The 26,594-nt window shown below is 56.1% G+C and carries 25 protein-coding genes, 1 tRNA gene and 1 pseudogene; 7 read left to right on the top strand and 20 right to left on the bottom strand.

Translation table 11 applies throughout. The annotated features are described in order from the left end of the window. Window positions 1–10 precede the first annotated feature (10 nt). The 3 genes from ACRBB0_RS14020 to ACRBB0_RS14010 form a co-directional block, all read right to left on the bottom strand. Window positions 11–844, bottom strand: a complete 834-nt coding sequence (locus ACRBB0_RS14020; protein ID WP_431375061.1) for a lysophospholipid acyltransferase family protein — start codon at window positions 842–844, stop codon at window positions 11–13. Continuing rightward, window positions 841–1,602: a GNAT family N-acetyltransferase gene (locus ACRBB0_RS14015; RefSeq protein ID WP_431375060.1), complete on the bottom strand. Its 762-nt coding sequence runs from the start codon at window positions 1,600–1,602 to the stop codon at window positions 841–843. Before ACRBB0_RS14015 ends, ACRBB0_RS14020 begins: the two co-directional genes overlap by 4 nt. A 104-nt stretch (window positions 1,603–1,706) precedes the next feature. Then, window positions 1,707–1,889, bottom strand: coding sequence for a DUF3553 domain-containing protein (locus ACRBB0_RS14010; protein ID WP_431375059.1), 183 nt, complete (start codon window positions 1,887–1,889; stop codon window positions 1,707–1,709). A 48-nt stretch (window positions 1,890–1,937) separates the two neighbouring features. Here ACRBB0_RS14010 and ACRBB0_RS14005 point away from each other — a divergent pair, with 48 nt between their 5' ends. Then, window positions 1,938–2,543 carry a histidine phosphotransferase family protein gene (locus ACRBB0_RS14005; protein ID WP_431375058.1) on the top strand — a complete coding sequence of 202 codons (606 nt, stop codon included), beginning with the start codon at window positions 1,938–1,940 and terminating at the stop codon, window positions 2,541–2,543. Window positions 2,544–2,559: 16 nt separating this feature from the next. Here the strand turns inward: ACRBB0_RS14005 and ACRBB0_RS14000 are convergent, their stop codons facing one another. The 8 genes from ACRBB0_RS14000 to ACRBB0_RS13965 all read right to left on the bottom strand — a co-directional run bounded on the left by ACRBB0_RS14000 (window position 2,560) and on the right by ACRBB0_RS13965 (window position 9,289). Beyond that, complete coding sequence (locus ACRBB0_RS14000) at window positions 2,560–3,825, bottom strand: glutamate-5-semialdehyde dehydrogenase (RefSeq protein ID WP_431375057.1); 1,266 nt, start codon at window positions 3,823–3,825, stop codon at window positions 2,560–2,562. A 71-nt stretch (window positions 3,826–3,896) separates the two neighbouring features. Continuing rightward, window positions 3,897–5,003 (bottom strand): glutamate 5-kinase, encoded by a 1,107-nt coding sequence (proB, locus tag ACRBB0_RS13995; protein ID WP_431375056.1) that lies wholly within the window; start codon window positions 5,001–5,003, stop codon window positions 3,897–3,899. After that, window positions 4,991–6,037: a GTPase ObgE gene (gene obgE, locus ACRBB0_RS13990; protein ID WP_431375055.1), complete on the bottom strand. Its 1,047-nt coding sequence runs from the start codon at window positions 6,035–6,037 to the stop codon at window positions 4,991–4,993. The genes proB and obgE overlap by 13 nt, the downstream gene beginning before the upstream one ends. Before the next feature lie 55 nt (window positions 6,038–6,092). Then, window positions 6,093–6,638, bottom strand: a complete 546-nt coding sequence (locus ACRBB0_RS13985; protein ID WP_431375054.1) for a GNAT family N-acetyltransferase — start codon at window positions 6,636–6,638, stop codon at window positions 6,093–6,095. Between the two features lies 1 nt (window position 6,639). Continuing rightward, the gene (locus ACRBB0_RS13980) at window positions 6,640–7,179 is read right to left on the bottom strand and encodes a GNAT family N-acetyltransferase (protein ID WP_431375053.1); all 540 of its coding nucleotides are present in this window, start codon (window positions 7,177–7,179) and stop codon (window positions 6,640–6,642) included. 167 nt (window positions 7,180–7,346) lie between these two features. Then, window positions 7,347–7,616: a 50S ribosomal protein L27 gene (gene rpmA, locus ACRBB0_RS13975; protein ID WP_431375052.1), complete on the bottom strand. Its 270-nt coding sequence runs from the start codon at window positions 7,614–7,616 to the stop codon at window positions 7,347–7,349. A gap of 18 nt (window positions 7,617–7,634) precedes the next feature. Next, window positions 7,635–8,234, bottom strand: coding sequence for a 50S ribosomal protein L21 (locus ACRBB0_RS13970; RefSeq protein ID WP_431375051.1), 600 nt, complete (start codon window positions 8,232–8,234; stop codon window positions 7,635–7,637). A 254-nt stretch (window positions 8,235–8,488) separates the two neighbouring features. Next, on the bottom strand, window positions 8,489–9,289 hold the full coding sequence (locus tag ACRBB0_RS13965; protein ID WP_431375050.1) for a DUF2059 domain-containing protein: 801 nt from the start codon (window positions 9,287–9,289) through the stop codon (window positions 8,489–8,491). Between the two features lie 148 nt (window positions 9,290–9,437). On the opposite strand from ACRBB0_RS13965, the gene ACRBB0_RS13960 reads away from it, so the two are divergent. After that, window positions 9,438–9,527, top strand: a tRNA-Ser gene (locus ACRBB0_RS13960). A 470-nt stretch (window positions 9,528–9,997) separates the two neighbouring features. Here the strand turns inward: ACRBB0_RS13960 and ACRBB0_RS13955 are convergent. Then, entirely contained in the window at window positions 9,998–10,147 is a 150-nt protein-coding gene (locus ACRBB0_RS13955) for a hypothetical protein (protein WP_431375049.1), read from the bottom strand. A gap of 256 nt (window positions 10,148–10,403) precedes the next feature. On the opposite strand from ACRBB0_RS13955, the gene ACRBB0_RS13950 reads away from it, so the two are divergent. The 3 genes from ACRBB0_RS13950 to ACRBB0_RS13940 all read left to right on the top strand — a co-directional run bounded on the left by ACRBB0_RS13950 (window position 10,404) and on the right by ACRBB0_RS13940 (window position 15,418). Further along, the gene (locus tag ACRBB0_RS13950) at window positions 10,404–11,735 is read left to right on the top strand and encodes an SWIM zinc finger family protein (RefSeq protein WP_431375048.1); all 1,332 of its coding nucleotides are present in this window, start codon (window positions 10,404–10,406) and stop codon (window positions 11,733–11,735) included. Then, window positions 11,728–14,415 carry a DUF6493 family protein gene (locus tag ACRBB0_RS13945; protein WP_431375047.1) on the top strand — a complete coding sequence of 896 codons (2,688 nt, stop codon included), beginning with the start codon at window positions 11,728–11,730 and terminating at the stop codon, window positions 14,413–14,415. The genes ACRBB0_RS13950 and ACRBB0_RS13945 overlap by 8 nt, the downstream gene beginning before the upstream one ends. A gap of 721 nt (window positions 14,416–15,136) precedes the next feature. Continuing rightward, the gene (locus ACRBB0_RS13940) at window positions 15,137–15,418 is read left to right on the top strand and encodes a hypothetical protein (RefSeq protein WP_431375046.1); all 282 of its coding nucleotides are present in this window, start codon (window positions 15,137–15,139) and stop codon (window positions 15,416–15,418) included. A gap of 181 nt (window positions 15,419–15,599) precedes the next feature. Here ACRBB0_RS13940 and ACRBB0_RS13935 read toward each other — a convergent pair. The 7 genes and pseudogenes from ACRBB0_RS13935 to ACRBB0_RS13905 all read right to left on the bottom strand — a co-directional run. Then, window positions 15,600–15,776 (bottom strand): annotated as a pseudogene (locus ACRBB0_RS13935) (winged helix-turn-helix domain-containing protein); the annotation flags it as partial. Window positions 15,777–15,791: 15 nt separating this feature from the next. Continuing rightward, window positions 15,792–16,304: a response regulator transcription factor gene (locus ACRBB0_RS13930; protein WP_431375045.1), complete on the bottom strand. Its 513-nt coding sequence runs from the start codon at window positions 16,302–16,304 to the stop codon at window positions 15,792–15,794. Then, window positions 16,301–20,188 (bottom strand): PAS-domain containing protein, encoded by a 3,888-nt coding sequence (locus tag ACRBB0_RS13925; protein ID WP_431375044.1) that lies wholly within the window; start codon window positions 20,186–20,188, stop codon window positions 16,301–16,303. The genes ACRBB0_RS13930 and ACRBB0_RS13925 overlap by 4 nt, the downstream gene beginning before the upstream one ends. Window positions 20,189–20,317: 129 nt before the next feature. Further along, the gene (locus ACRBB0_RS13920) at window positions 20,318–21,487 is read right to left on the bottom strand and encodes a calcium-binding protein (RefSeq protein WP_431375043.1); all 1,170 of its coding nucleotides are present in this window, start codon (window positions 21,485–21,487) and stop codon (window positions 20,318–20,320) included. Between the two features lie 205 nt (window positions 21,488–21,692). Next, complete coding sequence (locus tag ACRBB0_RS13915) at window positions 21,693–21,845, bottom strand: hypothetical protein (RefSeq protein WP_431375042.1); 153 nt, start codon at window positions 21,843–21,845, stop codon at window positions 21,693–21,695. A 55-nt stretch (window positions 21,846–21,900) separates the two neighbouring features. Next, entirely contained in the window at window positions 21,901–22,260 is a 360-nt protein-coding gene (locus tag ACRBB0_RS13910; RefSeq protein ID WP_431375041.1) for a hypothetical protein, read from the bottom strand. Window positions 22,261–22,535: 275 nt separating this feature from the next. Continuing rightward, on the bottom strand, window positions 22,536–22,673 hold the full coding sequence (locus tag ACRBB0_RS13905) for a hypothetical protein (protein WP_431375040.1): 138 nt from the start codon (window positions 22,671–22,673) through the stop codon (window positions 22,536–22,538). Between the two features lie 695 nt (window positions 22,674–23,368). Between ACRBB0_RS13905 and ACRBB0_RS13900 the strand changes: the two genes are divergently transcribed. Further along, window positions 23,369–24,661 (top strand): MFS transporter, encoded by a 1,293-nt coding sequence (locus ACRBB0_RS13900; protein WP_431375039.1) that lies wholly within the window; start codon window positions 23,369–23,371, stop codon window positions 24,659–24,661. Between the two features lie 566 nt (window positions 24,662–25,227). Here the strand turns inward: ACRBB0_RS13900 and ACRBB0_RS13895 are convergent. After that, window positions 25,228–25,605: a VOC family protein gene (locus ACRBB0_RS13895; protein ID WP_431375038.1), complete on the bottom strand. Its 378-nt coding sequence runs from the start codon at window positions 25,603–25,605 to the stop codon at window positions 25,228–25,230. 39 nt (window positions 25,606–25,644) lie between these two features. Between ACRBB0_RS13895 and ACRBB0_RS13890 the strand changes: the two genes are divergently transcribed. Further along, window positions 25,645–26,193, top strand: a complete 549-nt coding sequence (locus ACRBB0_RS13890) for a winged helix-turn-helix transcriptional regulator (protein WP_431375037.1) — start codon at window positions 25,645–25,647, stop codon at window positions 26,191–26,193. The last annotated feature ends 401 nt before the right edge of the window (window positions 26,194–26,594 follow it).

Raw genomic sequence — 26,594 nt, 5'->3', positions numbered from 1 at the left:
CGAACAAACCTCATCCAAAAAGGCTTTGATCCTCAAAGCCCTGCCGCACGTGAGTTTCAAGCGCCGCAGCAAGGCTTTTGCGATTTGCATAGGCATCGACACGCAATGGTGTGTGATAAACCAATGTCACCGATCCCTGTCTCGGTAGTGCCAAAAGTCGGATCAGGGACGACCCAAAATCCATGTCCCCCCACCATCCGTAAAACCGCGGATCAACGCCATCGGGGGCTTTGTAAACAACGCTAACAGGCTGAACCTGCAGCGCATGTTGCAAACGCGGGCTATAGAACGCGGCGAACAAAGTGGTCTTGAACGGCAAAACACGGCGGCTATCGGTTGACGTGCCTTCGGGGAAAAACAGCAACCTGTGACCGTGCAGCAATCGGTCTTCCACGATTTGAGCATGGGCTTTGGCTTCTCGCCGGTCACGATTGATAAAAACCGTCCCGGTCGCCCGAGCCAACCAGCCGATCCCCGGCCAAGTCGCCACCTCTGCCTTAGACACAAAGTATACGTTTTTGCGGCTGTTTAGTACAAATATGTCCAGCCAACTCGCATGGTTTGCGACAATCGCCCCCGGCCCAGTCATACGTGGCCCCTTGATATAAAGAGGCAATCCCATCACCCGCAAAGTGACCCGACATACCGTTTGCGTGATCCAAGGCGTTATCGGGCGATCCATGCCAAACAAGGGTTTCTCTACAAGTCGCAGCACCAACAAAAACAGCAACCCACCAAAGATCACCACAACAAGAATCGGCACACGAAGGGCGACCAACAGCCATCCCACCCCTGATATCGGCGGGTGTTTTGGCGGATCACCTGCATCCCATGTCGGTGTCATTCTTTACGATCCTTAACGTAGATACCCTTTTGACGTTCAGTCATTTTGGCTGTGTCCATGACCAAACACACATCCGTCGTGTTGAAGTCATGGTCGATAAACGCCCCTTCTCCAACGCATCCGCCAAGGCGCAGATAGGCCTTTATCAAGGGCGGAATTTGCAACATTGCGGCACGGCGATCAATGTGATCTTCGGCGACCAAGTCCATATTTTGGAAGGCCCGCGCCCTGACACGCAACGGCTGCGGAACCAAGTGACGATGGTGAAGCAAAGACAAGCTTTGTGCCAAAGCATCAATGTCAGTGCCGTGAAAACTGGCGGTTCCGAACAAGATTTCTATCTCGTGTTCCAGAACGTAGGCGGCCAATCCCTGCCAAAGATGGAAAAGCCCTGTTCCCCCTCGATAGTCGGGTGCGACACAAGACCTGCCTAATTCCAATAACTTACGTCCGCTATCGCGCAATGGTGAAAGATCGTATTCGTCTTCGGAATAGAATTGCCCGACAGCTTCGGCTTGATCCTGACGTAACAGGCGGTAAACACCGACAACCACACCGCCTTTGGTATCATCCATCAACAGAAGATGATCAAAAAACGGATCAAAGCGGTCTTTCTCAAGCCGTTGCTCGTGATCAACAAGCGCGCCGTCCCCGCCCAATTCGGTGACAAACACGTCATATCGCAAGCGTTGCGCCGCTTCCAATTCCGCATCATCCCGAGCGAGACGAACGGTAAAGCCCTCTGCTGTTGCAGTCATATGCGCGTCCTGCCTCTTGGAACCTAAATGCTTCTAGGCAGGCAGAAAAAGATTGGCAAGTTCTGCAACATAGTTAACTATTCAGAAACAGTTTGCCTCTATTGTTAACCTTCGTAAACTGGGATTAACACCACACGAGCACCATCAATGACGACTTTGCCCTGTTCGCGGAAATTGACCGTAATCCGCCCGCCGACATTGGATTGCACTTGTCCCGTGCCCCAATCCGGTTGATCAGGGTGCGATACCAGCATCCCCGGTTCCAATAACGAGTTAAGATCACCCATCTTTGTCCACTCTATCCTATCTATCCTCCAAGACCTTCGGAGCGCTTTATGCCCCAGCACAGCGAAACACTAGCCACCCTTGTTGGGTCCCGCTTGTGTCACGATCTCATCAGCCCTATCGGTGCCATCCAAAACGGATTGGAACTGATGTCAATGGCCGGTTCCGCCGACACCAGCGCCGAGATGGAGCTGATCCAAGACAGTTGCGCCAGCGCAGCGGCACGTATTCGCTTCTTTCGCGTCGCCTTTGGCAGCGCAGGCAGCACCCAAAAAATGAGCCGAAAGGAAACCACCGCAACGCTTGATGGTTTGTGCAAAGGCACCCGTATGCAGGCCGATTGGCGCCCGGTCGATGACATGTTGCGCACCGAAGTCCAGCTCGCCTATCTTGCACATCTGTGTTGTGAATCCGCAATGCCGACCGGTGGAACCGTGACCTTTGAACAAAGCGCAGCCGGTTGGACGATTTCAGCCAGCGCTCCGCGTTTGTCGATCACCACAAACCTGTGGGATCACCTAAATGGGACTGCTGAAATGGCCGAACTCGCCGCGAACCGAGTGCAGTTTGCCTTGCTTCCGATCCTGGCCGCAGATCGCGGTCACAAGCTTCATGCCTCGGCGAGCGAAAGCCGATTGAGCCTGTCGATCACCTGATCAACAGGCCCAAAGCTTAGGCGCGTGTTGTACCGTCACCAACAACCAGATATTTAAAGCTGGTCAACTGCGCGGCCCCAACCGGGCCGCGTGCGTGCATTTTGCCCGTGGCAATGCCAATCTCGGCCCCCATGCCAAATTCGCCGCCATCCGCGAATTGCGTCGAAGCGTTCCGCATCAAAATCGCACTATCCAACCGCTCAAAGAAGCGCTCTGCCGCCGCATCATCTTCGGCCAAAATGCAATCGGTGTGGTTTGAGCCGAACTGTCGGATATGAGCAATGGCATCGTCGATGTCATCCACCACTTTTGCGGCGATGATTTTGTCGAGATATTCCTTGCCCCAATCTTCATCGGTGGCTTCCTGAGTGCCCTCAATAGCCTTCAAAACCGCACCCGCGCGGACTTCGACCCCAGCATCAAGCAAGGATTTCACCAATCCCTGACCAATTGTGTCGACCACATCGCGGTGGATCAAAAGGCATTCAGCCGCGCCACAAATCCCGGTGCGCCGGGTTTTGGCGTTCATGACAACGGACAAGGCTTTGACCGGGTCGGCGGATTTATCGACATAAATATGCACGATACCCTCGAGATGGGCAAAAACAGGCACCCGCGCTTCGCGCTGAACCAGGCCGACCAAGCCCTTGCCCCCCCGAGGAACGATCACGTCGACGGTGTCGGTCATGGTCAGCAGTTCGCGCACGGCGGCGCGATCACGGGTCGGAATAAGCTGGATCGCATCTTCGGGCAGATCCGCTTGGCGCAACCCGGCGACCAGACAAGCATGGATCGCGCTTGAAGAATGAAAGCTCTCTGAGCCGCCGCGCAAAATCACCGCATTGCCCGATTTCAAACACAGCGCACCGGCATCGGCGGTTACATTGGGACGCGATTCATAGATCACACCAATCACGCCCAAAGGCGTGCGCACCCGGCGGATATTGAGGCCCGAGGGCTGGTCCCATTCCTCGGTCACTTGACCAACGGGATCATCCTGTGCTGCCACGGCGCGAAGCCCATCGACAATGCCTTGGATGCGGCTTTCATCCAGCATCAGGCGATCCATCATGGCATCCGACAGCCCTTTGTCACGACCATAGTCGAGATCCTTGGCATTTGCGGCGATGATATCCGCCCGCGTGGCCCAAACCGCGTCGGCGGCGGCTTCGAGAGCGCGCTGTTTTACCGGGGCCGGGGCAAAGGCAAGCTGGGCTGCGGCGGCTTTGGCGCGCGTTCCGATGTCGGCCATGAGGCCGGGAATGTCTGTCAGGTCTTTCATGACGGCTTCCTTTGCGTGGGTTGATTTGAACGTAGTGTTAATGCTTGTTTTGCCGGGCGTCAAAGTGCGCCCTATAGCGCCATGTCGTCGCGGTGGATCAACACCGCGCGCCCCGGATAGCCCAAGACGGCTTCGATTTCCGAGCTATGACGGCCTGCAATCGCGCGCGCTTCGGTTGCTGTGTAGCGGGATAACCCCTGCCCCAGAGATTCGCCGGATTGCAGTCTAATTTCGACCGGATCGCCGCGCCCAAAACGCCCCTCGACACCGCGCAACCCGGCAGGCAAGAGCGACTTGCCCGAAGACAATGCCTTGGCCGCGCCTGCATCCACACAGAGCACACCTTGTGGTTTCATCGCTGAAATCCAACGTTTGCGGGCTGCGTGCGGGTCAAGCTGAGGTGTAAACAGCGTGTTTGGCGCACCGTCCTGCAAACGCTGCAGAGGGTGCGGATCAGCGCCATGCATGATGATCATCGCACAGCCCGAAGCGGTGGCGGTTTTGGCGGCCAACACCTTGGTTTTCATCCCGCCCTTGGACAGACCAGAGCCGGCATCACCCGCCATTCCTTCGATTTCAGGGGTAATATGATCAATGATATCAAGGCGCTGCGCCGAGGGATCATGTTGCGGGTTGCCGGTATAGAGGCCGTCCACATCCGACAACAAAACCAGCAAATCGGCCCCAACCGTGGCGGCAACCTGCGCAGCCAGCCGGTCATTGTCACCATATCGAATTTCATCTGTGGCAACGGTGTCGTTTTCATTGACGATCGGCACGGTGCCAAAACCGAGCAAAGTCGAGAGGGTCGCGCGCGAATTCAGGTATCGGCGACGATCTGCGCTATCTTCGAGCGTGACCAAAACCTGCGCCGTGGTGAGATCATGCGGGGCCAATGCCTCTTGCCAGGCGCGGGCCAACCGAATTTGACCGACTGCTGCTGCGGCCTGAGATTGCTCAAGCGGCAGTTCCGTCATTGGCAGGCCTAAAATTCCGCGCCCCAATGCAATGGAGCCAGAAGAAACCAAAACCACATCGGCCCCGCGCGCGCGCAGGCTTGCAATATCGTCTGCAATGGCACGGAGCCAATCAGCGCGCAAATCACCGGTCTCGCGATCCACCAACAAGGCCGACCCGATTTTGACGACAACGCGCTTTGCGTCTTTTAGGGTCGCCACGTCCCATCCCCTTCTTCTTCGGGATCAACGGGTTTTTCGGCCTCCCGACGCGCTTCAACATGCGGTCGCAGGGCGCGCAAAACATCCGTCACACCTTCGCTGGATGCACCCGACATTAGCATGACGTTTTCCGCGCCAATCGCTTCGAGCTCATCCTTGAGGAACACGCGTTCTTCGTCGTCGAGCGTGTCGATCTTGTTCAAAACAGTTACGCGTGGTTTGTCGGCAAGCCCTTCGCCATAGGCTTCGAGCTCCGAACAGATGGTTTTATAATCCTCAAGCAAGCTGCCCGAACTGCCATCAATCAGGTGTAACAACACCGCGCAACGTTCGACGTGGCCTAGGAAAAGATCGCCCAAGCCGCGCCCTTCATGTGCGCCTTCGATCAAGCCGGGAATGTCGGCAACAACAAATTCCTTGCCATCAACCAGCACGACGCCAAGGTTGGGGTGCAGCGTGGTAAACGGATAATCGGCGATTTTCGGACGCGCATTGGACGTCGCGGCCAGAAAAGTCGATTTTCCGGCATTGGGAAGGCCTACCAAACCGACATCGGCGATCAGTTTCAGACGCAGCCAAAGGGTGCGGTTGATCTCGTCTTGGCCAGGATTGGCACGGCGTGGCGCTTGGTTGGTCGAGGTCTTGAAATGCAGGTTGCCCCAGCCGCCATTTCCCCCTTTGGCCAGCAAAACGCGCTGGCCGAGTTCGGTAAGATCGGCGATGACGGTCTCTTCGTCTTCGTCCAGAACTTCGGTGCCGACCGGCACTTTGAGGATTATGTCGCCGCCATCCTTGCCGGTGCGCCCCTGTCCCATGCCGCTTTTGCCGTTATCGGCAAACCAGTGTTGTTGATACCGAAAGTCGATCAGGGTGTTGAGCCCATCCACGGCCTCGGCCCAGACAGAACCGCCCCGCCCACCGTCGCCACCATCTGGTCCACCATATTCGATGAATTTCTCGCGACGGAAGCTGATGCAGCCGTTACCGCCCGCGCCGGAGCGGATATAGACTTTGCAAAGATCGAGGAATTTCATCTGACAGGGCTTTCACTATAGGGTTCGGGCGGTTTAGCGGGGAAGTTGGGTTTTCTCAACCGGGCTTGGCGCATTGCCAGTGATCTTTTGTCAAGGTGACCCGTTCAATCGGCACCTCTTTGCCATGAAAATGAGCGTAACGCATCACTGTTTCGCCAGTTCGGCGAAATCCAAGCTTGGCCAAGACATGCGCCGAACGTGTGTTTCCGGCAATCCAGCCTGAGGCGATGACATCCCCCCGGCCGGTTTCAAAGAACCAATCAACCATCGCCTGTGCCGCTTCGCTCATAACGCCGCGCCCCCATGCGTGTTTAGCCAACCAATACCCAAGCTCGGGTGTGTGGCTCCGAGCGGCATCAAAGCTGCTGGCGCGTTCGATTGAGATTATCCCAAGCGGATTGCCCGCATCTTGGACAACCTTGAACCCTGGGTTTTCGGCAAAACGCTCAATGAACCACGCAGAATCCGTCACATCGTAGGGATTTGGAACAGTGGACAGCCAACAATGAACCAGAGGATTGGCGATCTCTCGCGCGATCCAGATGGCATCTGCGGCGCACATGGGCCGCAATACAAAGCGACCTGTGTGCAAATTCAGCATGTTAGGTCAGCTTTTTAATGTAGGTCCATGTCGGAACCTTGGCATTACGTGAGACACAGAAAGATTCCGCGTCGCCAATATATTCAAATCCGCAATTGACCAGAACGCGGGCCGAGGCCGGGTTGTCTTGGAAAACCGATGCGAAGATAGCGTCGTTTTGCATTGGGTTGGCCGCCACCAATGCTTGGACGGCATCCGAGGCGAGGCCCGTGTTCCAAAACAATGGTGCGACCCAATAGCCGATCTCGGATTGGTTGCGGTCCATACGTTTGAGCGTAATCGCACCCATCACTTCGGCACCGCCCACTTTGGTGGCGTCCATGACCCAGGCATCTTCTTCGCGTTCGGTCGTCGTGACACGATCAACCATTGCCTGAACCGCGCCGGGCGGCAAAGGGTGTGGAATTGTTGGGGTCATCTGTGCGACACGTTCGTCGCCGGCGTAATGCTCAAGCAAACCAACATCGGATTGCTGCACTGGGCGCAAATCAAACCGCTCGGTCTCAACCAAGGGCTGTTGCGGCAAATCATCCAGGCTCATCTGCACTCTCCTCATGTGCATTGCCTCTACTACATAGGCATTGGTGAACAGTTAAACCGACAGATTGTCGATATTGTGACCTGCACCGCCCCCACACTCGATACAAAAACGAGAAAGGGGACCGGCGATTGCCGATCCCCTCAATGTCATTCAGACCTTAGGTCGGCTTATTCAGCGGCCTCCGCCACCGGAAGAACCGAAATAAAGGTTCGGCCCTTGAGGCCTTTGCGGAAGGTGACTGCGCCTTCGACAGTTGCAAAGATTGTGTGATCTTTGCCCATGCCTACGCCTTCACCTGGCCAAAACTTGGTGCCGCGCTGACGCACGACGATATTGCCTGGGTTGGCCGCTTGGCCACCGTACAATTTTACACCAAGACGACGACCAGCTGAGTCGCGACCGTTGCGGGAGGAACCGCCAGCTTTTTTATGTGCCATTCGTGTTTCTCCTTAGCCTTAGGCGAGCGTTTTGGCTTGCTCGACCCAATCAGCCTTGACTTTGGCACCTTCAAAGGTGTCCGCGTCAACGGCTGCGAGCTGTGCAAACGTTGTGATGCCGGCTTCCACCAGCTTTTTGGCAGCGGCAGGGCCGACACCGTTGATTTCTGTCAGATCATCTGCACCAGTGGCGGCTTCTGCCTTAGGAGCAGCAGCTTTCTTGGCTGGTTTTGCAGCGGCAGGCGCAGCAGCCTTAGGAGCGGAACCCGCGCCAACAGCAGCTTTAACGCCGGATGCATCTGCGCCAGTGGCCAGAATGTCAGTGATCTTAAGCAGTGTGAGCTGCTGACGATGACCTTTGGTCCGCTGCGAACCGTGCTTACGACGGCGCATAACGAAGTTGATGGTCTTTTCGCCTTTGATCTGGTCGACGACTTCGGCCTGAACACCGGCACCAGCCACAAAAGGCGCGCCAATGGCCGTGCTTTCGCCACCAATCATCAGAATATCGTTGAACTGGACGGTTTCGCCCGCATCAGCAGCCAGCTTTTCCACACGGAGGATATCACCCGCCTGGACTTTATATTGCTTGCCGCCGGTCTTGAGTACCGCGAACATCGCGTGTTTCCTTTCATATCGCGTTCTACGGCCCCCATTTCTGGGCGTTTAGGGCTTGGGTCAAACACAGTGGTCAAACCCTTTTGCCGCCTCGAACCGCGCGTCTCGTTTGAGACGTTCGTTTCAACAAAAACAAAAGGCGGAGCCGTAGCCCCGTCCTTTGTGGCGCGCTTATGCACGCGTCGCGGCCTGTTTGTCAAGGCGTGAGTCAGGACACATGCCTGTATTATTGCCCTTGCTCTGAATGGCCCCGGCTAGAGGTCTTGCCCTTGCATTTGCTGGGCTGCCGCCAAGCCCAATGCATAGGAAATGTCGTCATACATTTGGTTAAAGCCTGCAAAAAGCGCCTGGTTGAGCGCCCTGCCCTCTGGGCTGGATGAAAAGGCGACATATGTATCGAGTTCGGCCTCATCCAGTGGGCCATAGGCCATCATCAAAAACCCATAAATCCATTCACGCGTGTCAATCCTGGTCTCATCCTCTTGGGCCCAAACGTCGGAGAGGATTTCACCTTCACTCAACTCAATCCCGCCCCCATCAACGAGCCCCCGATAGAATTGAAAGGAGGCGTTCAGCGCACCAGTGACATTGGCCTCGATCAAATCATTGGCCTCAATAAAATCTGTGATCCCTTTGATCTCGTCTTCGTCCGCCTCGTAATAGGATTGGCGCGCCACCTGTTCGATTGCGTCATCAATCATCGCCCGTCGCGCACTCAGTTCGAGCCCGACAACCTGTTTCCCGAGATCGGATTGGAAAAACGCCAGCAAAGCATCGGTGTCGGCATCCCCCAAAGCCTGACCGAATTGGGTGCGCACCAGCTCTTCCATTTTGGAAATGTCATAGATCTGGTCGAGCAATCCTTGCCATTGGGCATTCTCACCGCCAGCAAACATATCCGCCGCCATTTCCTGGCCATAGGTCACACCTTCTTGGCGCATGATGGTCAGCAGCTGGTCCAGCTGTAGCGCATCAAGCACATCATCCGACGGTGCAGCCTGTACCGGCAAAGCAAGGCTGATGGCCAACAGACCTGCGAAAAAGCGGCGCAACATGACGGTATCCTTATATCGTAATCTCTATAACGGTAGGCCGCCCTGCCGGGAATTCCAAGGGGGCTACGCCTTCATGAGCGGATTGTGTAAATTTCTTGTTGCATGCCCTAGCCTGGCGGTCTAAACGCCCCTTCACCAAGACCCCCGCGGAGAGGTGCCGGAGTGGTCGAACGGGGCGGTCTCGAAAACCGTTGTGGGTGCAAGCCTACCCAGGGTTCGAATCCCTGTCTCTCCGCCATTTTACTTTCATCGCGATCCAGACGACCAAAGACCCTGATGGGTCAGGTTGTTTTGGGGGCCTGAACATCAGTTTCGGAAGGCTTGGACGGCGATCCTCGCGCTCTTTTTTCACGTTTTCAAGCATTTCATAAAATTCAGAGCGGTTCCAAAACTTGTGTCGAAAGCGTTCTGCTTTGGCTGGATTTTAGCGAGGGTTTCGGAAGTGAGGGCCACTCGGGATTTCTGTGCGCAGGCTTTGGCGGCGCTTTCGGTATCGAACGGTGGATCGGCGGCTTTGCGGATGTTTGTGTTGGTTCGGCCAAACGAGATCATCGGTTCCTTTCGACGAATTTCAAACGCGCCGCTGCGGGCTTTCCAGAGGTCTGTGAGGATTGGTAAGGCCACGGCGATCAGGTTGCGCGGCTTCGATCTTCAACATTTAGGCCATCTATTCGCCTTCGATGTCAAAAGCTTGCTTCGCGATGCTGGCTACAGTTTCTTTGCACGGAGCTTGGCTTCGGTATCGCTCACATACCCCTTGTGGAGGGTCGCTTCGCCCTGCGTTGCAGCGGCGACAAAGGCCTTGCCACTGTCCGAGTTTGCAGAGCTGCAATGATCCAAATTGGTGAAAACGTTCATAAGCTGCGGGGCGTCATCTATGTATCGTAGGACGGCTATGTATCGTAGGACGGCTATGTATCGTAGGACGGCTATGTATCGTAGGACGGCGACAACGACCGCAAACCTCCGGGCAATTCACAGATAAACGCACTATACTCCCGCAGGGCGCACGAATATGTTGCATACGCGCGTGAGAATGGCAGACAGAGACCCTGAACAGTGTTATAAATGCTCTCGCATTCTTATAAGACACCTACTGCTTTTGAGTTCGTTAGTGATTGAACAAATTTACAAATATGATCACGCCTCGGAATTGCGCCCCACCTTACAGGGACAGGCATTGGCGCTTGCCAGCGATCAGAATGTCCCGACAACGCCGGTATTCTTAAAAGCTCGTGCGCTATATCCAAACATCACTGCAAAATCGCTCCGTGCGGTTTCCGAGATCGTGGGATCACGGTTCTATGTCCCCCCCTCAATGCTCGCCAAGATCCTTCGTGAAGCAGATCCCGTCGCGACAGTTGGCGCAGACGCAGTTCGGTTCGAGGGGTTCTCGGCCTGTTGCAGCGCCTATATCCGGTTGGATCTGGACAACAGCGCCTTGGAAGCTCAAGCGCGCAGCAAAGGGACAACCAATGTTGATTTCGGCCCGGAATTAAGAGGTGCGCTATCGTCCGTCGCTCGCGATACCGAAATGGAGATCAGCATCGGCTCAAACTCGGTCGAAGTTGTCACCGATGGCAAGGCCTACTTCGAAAAGAAAGTGCCGCTGCCTTTGCGGTGGGTCAAAGGATTTGCCGAGGTACAGGTGGCGATGGCCGGGATGTGTCCGGCGTTCAGCCTGCCCAAGATCGCAGCGCAACGGTTCTTACGCGGGCTGCCCCGAGGGAAAAATGACCAACGAATCTGGGTTGGCGCGAATGGGCCCATGGCGCGTGTCACGGCCCGCGAGGCACCCGGAGCCGTTCCTCTGCGAGGGTGCCACCGTTTGCGTGTATTTGAGCCCTTGGCTGCGTTGGCCGACAGCCTTGACGTGCAGTTCAATCCGGCAACTGGCGCGACAAGCTGGGCATTGAATTTCGGGACCCAAAGGGTGTGGCTTGTCTTGAACGCAGAGCCCTGGCGTGGTTTTTCGGGCGACGGCGGATTGCTCAGCCGCATGGCAAACTCGGACGACACAGGCTTGGCGGCGGTCACGGCTCAGCTGAGCTGGCAAGACAGTATCGATGCGGAGGCGATTTCCAAGACGACTGATCTTTCGATTGAGGTCGTTGACGTGGCTTTGGCCAAGCTCGCCGCCGGAGGCCGGTTGGGGTTCGACCTGGCGCAACGGGCCTATTTCCACCGAAACCTTCCGTTTGACATGAGCAAAACCGAAGGTCTGAACCCGCGCCTGAAGTCGGCAAAGAAATTGGTCGATGCAGGAGCCGTGCGGTGGTCAGATGACGTGGCCGACGTGTCGTCGGATGATGTGATCCACAAGGTCGAGCTAGTCGAAAACGATTGGCGATGCACGTGCCCTTGGTTTGCAAAAAACGGCAATCAACGCGGGCCATGCAAACACATCCTTGCAGCCGAGATGGAGATGAACCGGCAAAATGACTGAGCAGGAATTTCTGGAATTCATTTCCTCGAACAGCGCCCCAAATGTGTTGGAGCGGTTGGCCAAGACGCCCGCCAAGGAACGTCGGGCCTTTGCCAAACCGGCGATGGCCTTGTTCAAGAAATTGGACACCTATTGGAATTTTGGTTCCGAAAAACCCCAGTCCAAGGTTTCGGACGGAGAAGCCGTTTCAATCGCCGTCCTTGCGACCGCATCGCAATCCGAACTGACCAAGCTGCCGTTCTTCCCTATGCCGGCGAAAATCCCGATCGAGGACATCCTGCGCAAGCTTGACCCGGACTGGACACAAGGTGTCGTCGACCATTTCGTCAACGAAAGCACTTTCTCTATAAATGGCTTGCAAAAGCTTTGGCAGGCTGGCCTGTGCCAGCGCCCGGTCAGTGACGCCATCATTCTTGGCTACTACTCTCATTGGTCCGGCACGCGAACAGAGGACAGCAAGGCGGAATTGTTGGACGGGGATGTCTGGCGGTTTTTCGACGTCGAGGGCGGCGGAGAAAACAGCCTTGCCAACCATGACAAGTACCTAGAACACGGTCAGGAAAGTTGGGCGGATCGGATCAAAAGATACTCCGACGAAGGTTTGCTGGATCGTCAGCGATTGTTGGATGCGTCGCTGGACGCACTGGACCGCGATTTTGCCCAATACCGCGCTGGATGGTATTCGCGGTTTCACATGCTGATGGCGCCGGATGTCGACGAAATGGCGAAGCGATCTGACCGGTATTTGCGGTTGCTGTCCTCCTCCGTCCCGCCGACGGTCTCGTTTGCTCTAAAGCATGTCCAAAAGCTGGAAAAATCGGAGGCTATTGCCCCCGAAGACCTGCTGGCGGCGTTGGAACCTGCCCTGCAAGCACGTGCCAAGGGCACCGTGACGGCAGCACTCCGATTGTTGCTGAGCGCTGCGAAACGCAAACCTGAATTGAAGCACGAAGCCGCAGCGAAAGCGGTTTTGGCGCTGATCTTGGAGGATGCGGGGGTGCAGGCAAAAGCGCTCGACGCAATTGAGGCTCTGGGGGCTGAAAGTGTTTCAGATGAGCTGGCCGACTATGTCGATGTTGTTGCCCCTTCAATCCGACTGCGGATTGCGGAAATGACGGGCACTGCACCAGGAGCCGCGCCCGATGCCGAACGCAACATTGCTCCGAACCAAGCTCGGCCGATAGAGGCAGTGGCCTCCCCTGATGAGGCTCTTGCATTGTTTCTGACGGTACTGGAATCTCCACGCGATCCGTTTGATGTCGAACGCGCCATTGATGGTATTTCACGTTTCGGCGCTGAGCTTGGACAGGATGTCAAAACATTGTCACCGCTGCGCAAGCGCGCAAAGCAGGTGTGTCAATCATTGGGCGACTGTGAAATTCGCTACGTTCTTGCTATGACTGGACGGGCGCTGGCCGAAAACGTGCCGCTTGCGGAGATACTTGCAGAAGAACGCGATAGGCAAAACCACTTCAGGTATGTCACAGAGCTTAGCCTGCAAGAACATCATCTTGCCCGAAATGCCGGTGTGATCGAACGGGTCGGTGATGGGGCTTCCTTGCCATTACTGGCCCTGCCCAGCGAAACCTCAGGCCTGGTTCACGTTGCCGATCTGTTGGCGCGAATGGAATGTTATCGTAAACAGAGTGTCGAACCCGAACCACATGACATGGCGATGGCATTGATGAGGCTGGCGCCGGAAGGGCGCGACGTCGGGAAGCTCCCCCTAGCGACCGAGGCTGATCGGGCCATTGCCTATGCCTTGGGACAAGACGTCAAGGTTGGCCCCACGCCCGAACTCTGGGGGGCTGCTTGGCGCGCGCGCCTGCCTGAACAGGCCGACAAAGCAATCACCAAACTGTTCAAAGGGCCATTCAGTTTCAAGCAACACCCTGTGCCAGACTGCGGGGCTTCAGTCGCTATCGAACTACAGATCGACCGTCAGGAATCGAAAGATGGGACTTGGCATTGGCTCAAGCTTGAGGTTCCGGTTACGCCCGCAAATACAATGTGGTCCCGCGCCCTGCCCGCTCTCTTTTGTTTTCCAGACCAAGGTTCGCAAGACCCGACAAACTGTGGACAGACATTTGCCGATATCGCTTGGGCCTCGATCACCCGACCGGCGAATCCAGAACTGTTTTTTCGGGTCGCGTTGCTTGGTTTGGACACATCACGAAAGCTCGCCGACAATCCTATTCGGGCGTATCTGGAGCCGTTTTTTCGACCCGGCCCGCCGGTGGGGCAAATCGGGGCGGCTATGCTGGCATGCTTTATGGCCTGCGAAGATAAATCCGTTTCCTCGCTTGCAATCGAGGCCACCGCAGGGCTTTCAGCCGAAGGGCGATTAACGGTTCGGACCTTTGCAAACGAGCTTAAAAAGGTTTTGATGTCGCATTCGTTGCCGACCAACCGTTGGACAAAAGCTCTGAAAGACGTTGCCGACATGGGATCTCCCTGTTTTGCTCTGGATACTATCGTGAGCCTTTTGGATTTCGAACCAGATGAAACCCCAAGGGATATCGGTGCCATGTTGGAGCTTTGTTACGAACTTCACGTCGCGCAAAAGGCCCAACTTACCAATGAGCGCGCGCTTGCGTGTCTGCGCTCTCTTCCAGGCGGTGGAAAAACGGCGCGGTTCTCGAAAAAGCTTTTATCTCTGACGGCGCAAGGTTCAAATTAACACTCAATTGGCGTGTCAAATACCAGCGGGAGGCTGGTAAGCCTATTTCTTAAATTTGTAAGTGAGACGGTCACCCACACATTTTAAATGCGGCCCAGCCTTAGAATCCACGCCGCTGCGTCCAGTTTTGCGGCGTGTGTGATGCTACCGATGCCCATTGAAGCGTTTGGTTGCCTGCTCTTGTGCCGCCTCGCTGGTTCCAAAGATGTATTGCCCCTGCCCTGCACCGCGAACGGTCCGGTTGTTGCGTTCAATACATGCGTTCAGTTGCGGCTTGCCCGGTTGGAAGTATTGGGCAAAATCGAACAGAAATACGATCGACTGAAGGATCGGCGACGGATTGCGATGCGATACAACCTATATGCCTGAGTTTCGCGTCAGCCATTTGCATCGTAAAAACCGTCATATTCCAGCTATGTGTCCTGACCTCACCAAGCGCGCGGGAGCTTTCGAGCCCAACCCCTGCCGATCAGCTTTTCATTTTTCGACGACCCTGCCGAAAGTGCATACAAAGTGCAGGAACTGCGTATCTGGTGTTGAGCCGAAGACAATATGTATGGCTGTTATGGTCGCCTCTATAGCTCCAAGCAGGCCCCTCTTTCCCTGATTTACAATTGACACATTTGGCAACGTCAAACTGATCCGAGCATCCGTCAAAACAGCTTCATCGGCACTGAAAGCCGTCAACCATTTGTATCAAACGTGATAAAGGAAAAAACCGATGAAACTCACATTCCTGGCCGCCTTGCCCCTGACCATTGCTACTCTTGCCTTTGCCTCGACCGCCCAGGCCGGACATGTGGTCTGTGCCGACGGCACGATCTACAATCTGACTGGCGACGAGATCACCTCTGAGGTGGCCTGCGCCAAGCACGGCGGCCTGTCGCCGACGCAAAAACCCGGCGCGAACACGGTGCAAACCAATACCCCGCACCCATCGGTGCCTGACCGCTCGAAGCCGGGCAAGGGTGTTGCAACATTTGCGCCGACACGCGGCGGGTGATGCTGCCCTTCAGGTCTTTATCTCACGACAGACGAAGCGCCCTCTGATTTGGAGGGCGCTTTTCGCGATTAAAAACGGCTGACTGAGAAGTTTTCGCGCTATCTATACACAGGCGGTGTCTGGAAATATCGCAGATATTTTGCACGCGATACACTCAGCGAGGATTTGCCCACGCACAGGGTCAGCCGAAAATATACCCGATCCCGCGCACCGTGCGGATCACCTCTGGCTTGGTTGGGTTCGGCTCTACCTTGCGGCGAATGCGCGAGATACGCAAATCAATGGAGCGGTCAAAGGGCTCCCAGCCGCGGTCATGGGCCTGCTCTAGCAGCTGGTCGCGGTTCAACGTCCGGCCAGGATTTGTCGCAAAGACCTACAGTAGGCTGAACTCCATAGAAGTGACGGCGATTTCCTCCCCGTCCGGCCCAAAGAGCCGCGCTGCATCCAAATCCAGCCTGCAAGGGCCAAAGGGCACTGTTCCGCTGATCCGTTCTGCCTCTTTGTGCTGCGCCACCTGCACCGCACTGCGGCGGATCGCAGCTTTGACGCGTGCCTCTAGTTCACGCAAGTCCACCGGTTTTACAAGATAATCGTCGGCCCCAAACTCCAGCCCCAAGACCTTGTCAACCACCTCGCCGGCTGCCGTCAGCATCATCACCGGCACTTGGCTAGATAGGCGCAGATCGCGCAACGCAGAGAGCCCATCCTTTTGCGGCATCCGCACATCCAAGATGATCAGGTCGGGCGCGGTGTCTTCCACAAGCGTCAGCAACTCATTGCCATTTGCGGCCTCAATGACACGGTAACCACACTCCGTCAGGTGGTCCTTCAGCATCCGGCGCAGGGGTGCCTCGTCGTCGCAAAGGATAATGGTTTGCTCACTCATGTTGCGGTCTCCGAGGGGGCTGAGATTTGCGCCAAGAGCGCCATAAGCTCTTCCTTTACAATGGGTTTTTCGATATGCGGGCAACCAGATTGCACCAGAAACGCGGCGACATGGGCGCTCATGGCGTCGCCGGTCATGAAGCCGACCCTTGTTGCGATCTCTGGCACCAGTGCGCGCGCGGCCTCAAAGAACGACCGGCCGTCCATGTCCGGCATCTTGAAGTCGCTCACCACCGCGTCGAACGTCTGGGAGGCCACAAGGCGGAGGGCTTTGCGCGGATTGGTCATCTTGGTCACGTGAAGCCCCTCATCGGTAAGCAGGTCCGCAACAAGCTGCGCAACGCCCTCTTCGTCATCGAGGACAAGCACGCGTTTCGGCCCCAAAGCACCGGCAACTGTGTTTTGGTTCGTTGCGTCAATTTCTGCCTCGTCTGCCGCCTTCAAGCGCACAAAGAAACTGGTGCCCTTGCCAGGGGCGGATTGAAGATCAAGCGCGCCCTCATGGCTGCTGATGATCCGGTGGCTAAAGGCAAGCCCCACGCCTGTGCCTTCGCCCACCTCTTTGGTGGTGAAGAAGGGTTCGAATATGCGCGTCTGGATGTCTTTGGGGATGCCGCGGCCGTTATCGCGTATCTCAACCACGGTCTCGTCGCGCACTGCATCATAGAAGCTTTTCACGACGATCTGCCCCGCCCCGCGCTGCGCCTCGACGGCATGCCCTGCGTTAATGATCAGGTTAGAGAAGACCTGTGCCAATTGGTCGAAGTCGCCCTGGATCGGTGGCGCGTCCGGGTCAAAATGGGTCAGTACCTCTGTACCGTTGGACTTTAGGCTGTAGCTTGAGACCTCAAGCGCGGTGGTGGCGATATCGTTGATGGAGCATGTCTCGATCTTGGTGGGTCGCTGGCGCGCCATAGCGAGGAACGTTTTCACGATTTTGGCAGCGCGCTCGGCGGATTGGCAGATCAGGTCGATCCGCTCTGCCGTCACCGGGTCAGAGACTTTGCCTTGCAGCATCTGGCTATAACCAAAGACGACCGAGAGCGGGTTGTTCAGCTCATGCGCGACGCCTGCCAGCAATTCACCCAGCGCTGAGAGCTTTTCGTTCTGGTGGACCGTCTCGCGTTGCTGTTCAAGTTCTTGCTGGGTCCGGGTTTGCTCGGTGATGTCGCGGTAGGAAATGAGGAAGCCGCCCAGGGCGGTTTTGCTAGAGGAACCCAGGAAGAGGCGACCATCAGAGGTGGTGAGAGGGAACTCGCGGTTATAGCCGTAGATGGATGCTAAACCGACCTGGTACAGTTCGGCAGGGGTCAAGCCATCGGGGATAATGAAATAACCGCTGTCGATCATTGCCTTAAAGAAAGCTTCGCCATCGTCCCCAGTCGTGGGCACGAGACCGGTGGGGGCGATCATCCGATACCAGGCGTCGTTGGCGAGAACAAAGCTGCGATCCCCAGAAAATAGCACCATCGGATAGTCGGCGGCATTCAGCGCGTCGGTCACCGCCTCAAGCCGTCTTTCTTCCGCGCGCTCCACCTCGGTGACATCGCGGATAAACAAAAGCGCCCCGCCAAAGGAGGTTTGGTGCGACGAGCCCACAAAATGCCGCCCATCGGCGGCGGAATAGTGGATCTGTTTGCCATGCTGCGCCATCTCGCCCATCATCCAAGCGATGTAATCGTCCTGACTTTGGCCCTCGGGAATGGCATAGTAGCCGCTGCGCACATGCCCGATCAGGTTGTCGATCACGCTGTCGCCGGGCTGGGGGATGTTCTGCTCCAACCCGTCGAACATCATCCGCTTCCAAGAGTCGTTGCCGAAGACATAGTTCATATCCGCGTCGCAAAGGACCAGCCCATCGTCCAGCGATTGGAAGGCGTCGAGCAGCATGTCGCGGGCGCGAGCCTCGGAGTTGCGCTCTTCGGTGACATCGATCGAAGTCAGAAGGAAGCCGCCCAGATCGGTCTTATGTGGGGTCATGACAACCGTGCGCCCATCGGTGAACCGGACGTCAATCGAGTTGCCGTATTGCTGCGTCCACTCCTCGAACCCCGCCATGAACTCATCTGGCGTGACACCGTCGGGGATTACGTAGATTCCTGATTCCACGGCTTCGCGGATCGTATCTGTGGCATGGGCACCCACGTCATAGGGCGTGTCGCGGTAGGGGATCACGATGTTGATATGCTTTTGATTACACATCACAAAGCGCCACTCACTGTCCCAAAGCGCGAACCCCTCTTCGAGCGATTCCATCGCGTCAAAGACAAGCTCGCGGGCCTTGGCCTCTGAGTTACGCTCTTGGGTCAGGTCCATCACCGTGACCATGAATCCCCCCAATGCAGTGCGCTTGGCGGTCATACGGATGATCCGGCCTGTCTTAAAGGTGAACTCGCGCGGCTCTCCGGCACCGCTGATCCAAGCCACCACATCAGCGGCCATTATGTCCTCTGTCACGCCGGGCGGCAGATCCACGGCGCCGGACCGGAAGCTTTCGCGTGCGTGCTCTTCCAGAGACGATCCGAGCGTGTAGGGGCTGCCTCGGTAGAACAGCGCCATATCGACATAGTTCTGGTTGCAGGTGACAAAGCGCAGATCCTCGTCGTAAAGCGCAAAGCCCTCTTCAAGGCTTTCGATGGCGTCAAAGAGCATGTCGCGGGCCTTGGCTTGCGTATTGCGCTCTTCGGTGACGTCGCGGATCAGCGCCAGATAGCCCCCCAGCGCGGTCTTGGTGACCCGAGTACGGGTGACCCGCCCGTTCTTAAAGTGATACTCACGGGGCGCGCGCAGCTCCTTAATCCATTGCACCGTCTGTTCTGCGAAGTCCTCGCGGTCAATACGACCCAGCATCAACTCGCCCGTATCATATAACACGCGCATCGCGTCCCGGGCGGAGGTGCCCGGTTCAAGCTGCGGATGCCCCTGCGGGTAGGTAAGTTCCATGAAACGGGGGTTGCAGAGCATGAAGTTAAGATCGTGATCCATCAGCACGAACCCCTCCTCCAGCCCGCCGACCGCGTCATTCACCGCCTCTAGGCGCTTGGCTTCCGCGTTGCGCACCTCCGTGACGTCGGTGACAGTAATCAGAAAGCCGCCCAGCTTGGTGCGGTGCGGCGCGGCGCGCATGACGCGCCCGTCCCTAAAGTAGAACTCTCGCGCCCCGCCAAAGCTGGTGATCCAGTCGATCACGTCCTGCACCAGCGCCTCGGTCGGCACACCCTCGGGCACGATCAGGCGGTCCCCTTCGAAGAACTTCGGCACCACCTCTGTGGCGTTGGCCCCCGGCTCGATCCGGGGGTAATCGGGGGGAAAGACGATCTCCATGTAGCGGTCATTGCAGAAAAGGAATTTCATATCGGCGTCCCAAAGCGAGAAGCCTTCTTCCAGCGCCTCAACCGCATCGTTGACGGCCTCTAGCTTCTTGGCCTCTGCAGCCTCGGCGCGTTTGGTGTCGGTCTTGTCAAAGACGTTCAGCAAGTAGCCGCCAAGTGCGGTGCGCTTTGACACGGCCCCCAGGACGCGGCCATTGGTGCGCTCGATCTCCATATCGGCGGTGAAGTCACGGATGATCTCGCCCATGCGCTCTGCCAACTGGTCGGGGCTCATGCCCTCTAACATGACATAGGCACCAGAATGAAACAGCTCGCGCGCAAAGGCGATCCCGTCCTCTCCAACCTCTAGCGGGCGAAAGCCCTCGGGCAGGACCATCTGGGTGAACTGCCGGTTGTGCAGGACCAGCTTCATGTCCTCATCCCACAACGCCACTGCGTCCTTCATCGCGTCGAGCGTGTCCTGCAAAAGCGCTAAAGTCTGCGCCGCGTCGGGGCCGCGCAGCAGGGCGGTCAGCGTCTGCGGCACACCCGCTTGCGCTTGAGTGTCGTCCATTCCCTTGGGCCCTCGGTCCAGTTGCGGTGCTATAAGACTACGGAAGTTCATCTCTTTTGTATCGCGCTTTGTATCAATTGTATCAGCCGACCCCAAGTCAGGGGCCGGTGCCTGGTTGCAGGCTCACTCCTAGAGCAAAGCGAAATCGTCGACGGAAAAGTCCACATGGCCAAAGACCATGATGTCATAGTCGCTCTCTAGACCATAGTCGTCGCGGACCTGTAGGATGGTGACCTCATGGTCGCCTTCCATCGTATGCGTCCAAGCGATCTGCGCGCCCTCGACACCGTAAAGCTCGCTGCCCTCTCCGGTGAAGTTGATATAGGCCGCGTCCTCAAACTGCATTTCGATGGCGATTTCATCTTCACCTTTCGTAAAATCGAGGATCTTGTCCAGGGAGCGCCCGCCACCGCTGTCGCCGAATTTGAAGGCGAAGGTATCATTGCCCGCGCCGCCGCTCATCACGTCGCCTTTCTCAAGCGAAACGTTGTTGCCTCCATAGATGACGTCGTCGCCGGACTCGCCCCAGATGATGTCTTTGTCCAGCCCGCCGTCGATCGTGTCATTGCCAGCACCGCCGCGGATGATGTCCCGCCCGCCAAGGCCGCGAATGTCGTCGTTTCCAGTGCCGCCATCCATCGTATCATGGCCCGTGCCGCCGGACATATAGTCGTCGCCGTCATGGCCAAACATAACGTCATCGCCTTGGCCGCCTCCCATCAGGTCGTCACCCCAGCCTCCTCCCATCAGGTCATTGCCCTGGTCGCCATAGATCTGGTCATCGCCGAACTCGCCCCAGAGCGTGTCATTGCCAGAACCGCCAGACACCAAGTCGTTGCCTGAGCCACCATAGGCCAGGTCATTCCCCGCGCCGCCATGGAGCATGTCGTCTCCTGCACCGCCCGAGAAATAGTCATCACCAGAGTTGCCATAGAGGACGTCCAGACCATCGTCGCCATAGATCGCGTCATCGCCAGAGCCGCCATAGATCGTGTCATTCCCTTCCGTGCCCTGGATGGTGTCATTGGCACCATCGCCAATCAGGATGTCGGTTGGACCGCTGCCTCGACCATCATCCTTGCCCAAGGCCAGCTTGGCGATCTGTGCCAGCGGCAGGCGTAGGGGCAGCGTCGAAATCAACTCGATCGGATCGCCCAAAAACTTGCCAAGTTCGACGTTGGGCAGATCGTTCTCGCCACGTACTTCACGTGGCTCTGGCTGGCTCTCTTTGATGCCCAACGGGGAAGCTCCGCGGCCAAACTTCAGCAAGGTGGGAAATTCAAAGGGAAGTTTTATCATCGTCTCTCTCCGGTTTTGCGAGCGACGTTTCCGCCGCGTAGATGCCACCTTTTTAGAGAGGTCTGGTATCTGCCCAATGTCGCGGCCAAGGTGCCAAGGTCTCAAGTGTATCGGCCAGATACAAAGCAGATACGTTTGGCGATTGGTCTTAACGCAGAAAGGCCGCGCGGGATGCGTGGCCTTTCTTACAAGATCTGAAAGGGCTTTAGTCTATCAGGGCATCGATAACATTGCGGGGGATCACCAGATCGGCCAAAGTTGCATGCAACTTAGCGTTGCTTTCAGCAAGCGGGCATTTTGCGACAACAAGGTTCAGGAAGTCATGAGGCAGGCTCAGGGCTATGTAGAACTTGCGCACCTCAAAGGCTGCGCAACATAGCTCTTGCCGCCCTGATACGCCGCTGCTAGCTCGGTCAAAATTCGGGCAAAAGCGCATCCAGCGTCTGAGCCGCGCGAGCCGGGTCGTCTGTGTGAACCTGGAAAATGGCTTCGAGGTCTTCGTCCTCAAGGTCAAGCTTGTGCGGCGGCAGATGCTTGAGCGCCGCCCAGAGATTGATCCTATTCAGCATCCCACCCATGTCGCGGTTGAACACGACCAGGGGCATGTCGACGGGACAGTTGATCTCAAGCACGAAACCCCGAAAGACGCTCCTGCAACGGCGTTTGTTGTTGTGATCATTGTAGGTCTCTGACAGCCGCGCGTTCTCCATGCGGTAGTCTATGCCCTTCCAATCGCCCTCAATGGCCAGGTTCAAGACGGGTGCGGTCTGCATCCGGCAGAACAGTCAGCTGGCGCAGACGATCAAGGGGCATGAACTCCGCTGGCGTTTCCGTGTGGAGCCACATTTGCCCCAAGAATTTGCCCCAAGAAGCGACACAAAAGCGGGCGCAGGAAGGTCGAGACCTCTTGGCTGACTCGGCGGCCACCCTCTAGGTAGATCAACAAGGCAGAACACCCGCCGAAGAACAACGGAAAGATCGCGAAGGACGGGTTGGACCTTGATCACGCCCAGTATCGCAAGCAGCAGGGTCACTGCTCCAATCAGCGTCAGCGTTTTGCAGGTTTTGCCCATTGCCATTTGGCGCTTTGTCTCCATCCCCCGGAAAACGGGGCGATTTCTGTGTTATAGACCTCATGGAACCCCGCTTCATGCGTCGCGCGCTCGGAGAAGATATATTCTGTCATGTCGTCACCTGCTTTGCTTGGCCCAGATGACTTAACCGGGGGCATGTCGCAAATTCGCACCGCGCAATGTACCAATTGTATCAAGCGGGTAAACTTTCGCCCCTACGGTTAGGAAAACCCGGCAATACCCGGCGCTTGGTAACTTCTGAGAATGAATTCAAATCTCGCTGAACCCGCGAACACTTGCTCCGCAAGTCGTTGTAGCGCCAGCAAAGCCCGAACGACCAGCTTTTCCAAAAGACCCAGTGCCATGACCCAAGGAGATGCAGCGGTTTGTGACCTGCGAGCACAGGCAATGGAAATCTTAAAATCACACATTGGGCTGATTTTTTTAAAATACTCTTGTTGATTTAGCCTCGTCTCACCGATTCAACGCCCTCATTGAAATGGGAGATTGTTGCCATGTTGGGTCCAAGACCAGACGTGCAAGGCGCTTTAATTTTGAACATCTCCATCGGAGATTTTGTTGTTGCGGATCATGTTTTGCGGGCAATCGACGTTTTCCAAGAACAGGCATGGTCAGTTCCGTGACAAGATTGACGCGGCATTGCCTAGATTTCTCACGTCCGATGGCGACCGCGCGGGACTAAACCACTATTTGCAACGCGTGTTCGTATGGCTGTTTTGCCGCTTGTCGTAGGCTCCAGCTCACTTGAGGTATTGTACATATCGGCACCAACACAGATGTTACAAAGATGGCCACCGAAATTGAGTTCTCAATTGCAGCACTGAATGAGCCCGCGCAACGGCATATTCGCGTGTTTCAGATACACCAGTTCCTGGATCGTTTCGCGATGGGGCTAACGGTTGCCGTTGTTGCTCTGGCCTTGACTGACCGTGGCATGGACCTTGTTCAAATCTCGCTGCTTTTCGGGGTTTATTCGGTCACGACGATGGCGATGGAGCTACCGTTTGGGGGCCTTGCCGACAGCATTGGCCGCAAGCCGGTCTTTTTGACAGCGGTCGTCGCCAGCCTGTTGTCGGTCGTTGTCTTTCTCTCGACGAGCAACTTCTACGTACTCGCGCTCTCTTTTGCCTTCATCGGTTTGGGACGCGCGCTCAGGTCAGGCACGCTTGATGCGTGGTTTGTCGAAACGTTCAAAACCAGCGCGCCCAATGTGGATGTCCAGCCCGCACTGGCCAAAGCGCAATGGGCCAATGCCGTGGGGTTGGCCATTGGCGCCGTTCTGGGAGGGCTTCTGCCCGATGTTTTCGGCACGATCGCGCAGGGCCTCGGGTTCAGCATCTATGATGTGTCCTACTTTGCAAGCCTCATGGTGATGTTGGGCGTGTTTGGTTTCACGATGCTTGCCATTGTCGAAACACCGCGTCCGAGGGATTTCACCGCACTCAGTCAGGGGTTTGCAAACGTTCCAACGGTGATCAAAGACTCAAGCCTGCTCGCCCTAAAACATCCCACACTTTCGATCCTGCTGGCAGCTTTGGCATTCTTTCTGATGGCAACCAACCCGGTCGAAGTGATCTGGCCGACCCATGCAAAACCCATGTTGGACGAGCGCTATGCAAACACCGTCATCGGTGTCGTTACGGCGAGTTATTTCTTCTCCATCGCGTTCGGCGCATCTCTGTCTGCGCCCCTCAGCCGGATCTTCAAGCGGCGTCACGCCATGACGCTGGCTGCAAGTTTTGCCTGTCTGGCAGGCGTTCAGATCGCATTGGCTTTGCAAGGCAGTATCATTGGTTTTGTGGCCGTCTTCGTCCTGTATTCTGTGGTCCTTGGTGTCACCGAAACGCCTGCCAGCAGCATTCTGCATCGCTGTGTCGAGGACCATCAGCGCTCAACGATACTGTCGCTGCGATCTTTGATCCAACAACTAGGGGCCGCATTGGGGCTGGTTATGGCCGGAACTGTCGCCGAGATTTACTCAACGCCAATTGCATGGAGTGCCGGTGCTGTGCTTTTGTGCATTGCAGTGATGCTAACCTTTGTGTTGAGCAAAAGATTGGCTGTAGAAACAGATAGCTGACAGTCGCTTGCTGAGCAGCATTGGTTGGTGTGGACGCTTAGCTGCCCGTGACCGCGTGATCGAGGTTCAGGCTGAAAACTTTCTGCCTCGAGATCCAATTGGCACAACCCCCTAAGTGTTCAAGTCGTCGCTTGAACGACACGGATCCGATTGTGACAAAGGTCGGTTGTACATTCGCAGCGTGTTGCCATCTGGATCGAAAAATTCGGAAGTGGCGACGACAGTCGGGGTGTCGATCGCTTTGCCGGTATTGATCCCACATTCGGCACTTTGAGTATGAGTTGCCCCCATGTCGAACACCAATAACCAAAACAACTGGACCTGATGCTGTCTGCCAGACACCCTCAAAAATCTGCGACCACAAGTTAGGTTCGACAGTAAATTTTACGCTTGTGAGACACGGCTTCATAACGTCAGTACCAGCGTCCAGAAAATTGAGTTTCCACACCTCCCCATCGGCAATTGAAGCCACTGGGACGCCGACGGCACCGTGTTGAAATGGGTCGGCTGAGGTCGAAATTGTTATGGCAATATTGCCATCGAGACAGGGCTTACAAACCGCATTGTCACGATCCGTCGGTCAGATCTTGGGCAAGCATAAGCGCGTTGCCGTCAGGGTCGTAAAAGGTTGCGGTTTTGACCATTCCTTCGACAACGTCGGTGTCACCATCGAACGACACATTGGCTTGTTCCAGTTTTTGCCGGGCTGTGTCCAAATCGGCGGTTCCAAACACCGGGACACAGTTGCCTGGGGTCGGCTTGGTGTGCTCCCCAAGTCCAATCGTAACACCAGTGGTTTTTGTTTGCAGTTCCGACCAACCGGCTTCATCCGCATGATAAATCGTTTCAAACCCCAGCATGTCTTCAAACCACTTCGCACTTTTGTGACGATCTTTGACCGACATCGCGATTGTGATCGTTTCATCCACTGAAATCAGGGCCATGGGCTTTCCTCGTGATAAAAAATGAAGTAACTATACTTTATGTACATTGAGACGTTTGTCAACATCACATCAAAAGCTTGGGCGGTGCCCATATTGGCGCGCTTACACGCGGGTGTTGCGGGACGGCAGGCTCCCCTGCTGGCATCGACCGGAGCAAGCAGAACGGCCTTTGCACAGAGTATGGACCATCTCATCAAGATCGGACTGCTGGAAAGAAATCCTGGTTACGGCCATCCGCTGCGACCAGAATTTCGACTGACACCGCTAGGAATTGAAGCCGCGGCTATTGCAGACAAAGTTCAACGGGTATCGACAGAAGACGATCAAAAGCTGCTTCGCAAGTCATGGACCTTACCGGTGTTAACGTCCCTACACAGACCCTGTCATTTCAATGAAATCAAACGAAACTTACGGACCATCTCTGACCGCGCATTATCTCAGTCTTTGAAGTCAATGGAAGGTAAAGAGTGGATACATCGCAGCGTTGACGAAACAGCTCGTCCACCTCGATCGCTTTATAGTTCGGTAAACACAGGTGAAATGATAAGCAGGATAACCGGGTCGGAAATCAGCTTTTCACAACAATGATCGGCATCTTAACAAAGCAGTCATTCGCGCCGTCGCGGTGCAAGTCTGGACCAACCCACAGTCGGTCCCTTGGGGTCGGCAAAATGCTTTATGACGGCATACGGATCAGCCGACATTCTGGCCCGGCTTGCTTAAATGCGGCACATCCTGCGATTTAGCTGGCGCTTGCTTGTTTGTGTCGCGGCAAGGGAACGCCAGACGTCGGCTTAAAGCGTTGGATTTTATGCGTGATTGGGGTCAGGCAGGACATCGGGTGCGTTGCAAAGGGCAACTTGCGCATCAGCTCAACGTGGGACTGCCCGTATCTCGGAGCATGTATTTCGGTGCATGTGTTTTGAGTTTTATTGTTTGATTTCGGAGCCCTCCCCCCTCAACCACACCTAAGAGGCCTTTGATAGTCG

The organism is Pelagimonas sp., assembly GCF_050633425.1.
Taxonomy (GTDB): Bacteria; Pseudomonadota; Alphaproteobacteria; order Rhodobacterales; family Rhodobacteraceae; genus Pelagimonas.
This window is presented reverse-complemented; position numbering and strand designations above follow the sequence as displayed.

Coding starts and splice junctions, on each gene's coding strand:
- ACRBB0_RS14020 (WP_431375061.1), bottom strand. CDS start 844: ATGACACCGACATGGGATGCAGGTGATCCGCCAAAACACCCGCCGATA.
- ACRBB0_RS14015 (WP_431375060.1), bottom strand. CDS start 1,602: ATGACTGCAACAGCAGAGGGCTTTACCGTTCGTCTCGCTCGGGATGAT.
- ACRBB0_RS14010 (WP_431375059.1), bottom strand. CDS start 1,889: ATGGGTGATCTTAACTCGTTATTGGAACCGGGGATGCTGGTATCGCAC.
- ACRBB0_RS14005 (WP_431375058.1), top strand. CDS start 1,938: ATGCCCCAGCACAGCGAAACACTAGCCACCCTTGTTGGGTCCCGCTTG.
- ACRBB0_RS14000 (WP_431375057.1), bottom strand. CDS start 3,825: ATGAAAGACCTGACAGACATTCCCGGCCTCATGGCCGACATCGGAACG.
- obgE (WP_431375055.1), bottom strand. CDS start 6,037: ATGAAATTCCTCGATCTTTGCAAAGTCTATATCCGCTCCGGCGCGGGC.
- ACRBB0_RS13985 (WP_431375054.1), bottom strand. CDS start 6,638: ATGCTGAATTTGCACACAGGTCGCTTTGTATTGCGGCCCATGTGCGCC.
- ACRBB0_RS13980 (WP_431375053.1), bottom strand. CDS start 7,179: ATGAGCCTGGATGATTTGCCGCAACAGCCCTTGGTTGAGACCGAGCGG.
- rpmA (WP_431375052.1), bottom strand. CDS start 7,616: ATGGCACATAAAAAAGCTGGCGGTTCCTCCCGCAACGGTCGCGACTCA.
- ACRBB0_RS13970 (WP_431375051.1), bottom strand. CDS start 8,234: ATGTTCGCGGTACTCAAGACCGGCGGCAAGCAATATAAAGTCCAGGCG.
- ACRBB0_RS13965 (WP_431375050.1), bottom strand. CDS start 9,289: ATGTTGCGCCGCTTTTTCGCAGGTCTGTTGGCCATCAGCCTTGCTTTG.
- ACRBB0_RS13955 (WP_431375049.1), bottom strand. CDS start 10,147: ATGAACGTTTTCACCAATTTGGATCATTGCAGCTCTGCAAACTCGGAC.
- ACRBB0_RS13945 (WP_431375047.1), top strand. CDS start 11,728: ATGACTGAGCAGGAATTTCTGGAATTCATTTCCTCGAACAGCGCCCCA.
- ACRBB0_RS13940 (WP_431375046.1), top strand. CDS start 15,137: ATGAAACTCACATTCCTGGCCGCCTTGCCCCTGACCATTGCTACTCTT.
- ACRBB0_RS13930 (WP_431375045.1), bottom strand. CDS start 16,304: ATGAGTGAGCAAACCATTATCCTTTGCGACGACGAGGCACCCCTGCGC.
- ACRBB0_RS13925 (WP_431375044.1), bottom strand. CDS start 20,188: ATGGACGACACTCAAGCGCAAGCGGGTGTGCCGCAGACGCTGACCGCC.
- ACRBB0_RS13920 (WP_431375043.1), bottom strand. CDS start 21,487: ATGATAAAACTTCCCTTTGAATTTCCCACCTTGCTGAAGTTTGGCCGC.
- ACRBB0_RS13910 (WP_431375041.1), bottom strand. CDS start 22,260: ATGCAGACCGCACCCGTCTTGAACCTGGCCATTGAGGGCGATTGGAAG.
- ACRBB0_RS13905 (WP_431375040.1), bottom strand. CDS start 22,673: ATGACAGAATATATCTTCTCCGAGCGCGCGACGCATGAAGCGGGGTTC.
- ACRBB0_RS13900 (WP_431375039.1), top strand. CDS start 23,369: ATGGCCACCGAAATTGAGTTCTCAATTGCAGCACTGAATGAGCCCGCG.
- ACRBB0_RS13895 (WP_431375038.1), bottom strand. CDS start 25,605: ATGGCCCTGATTTCAGTGGATGAAACGATCACAATCGCGATGTCGGTC.
- ACRBB0_RS13890 (WP_431375037.1), top strand. CDS start 25,645: ATGTACATTGAGACGTTTGTCAACATCACATCAAAAGCTTGGGCGGTG.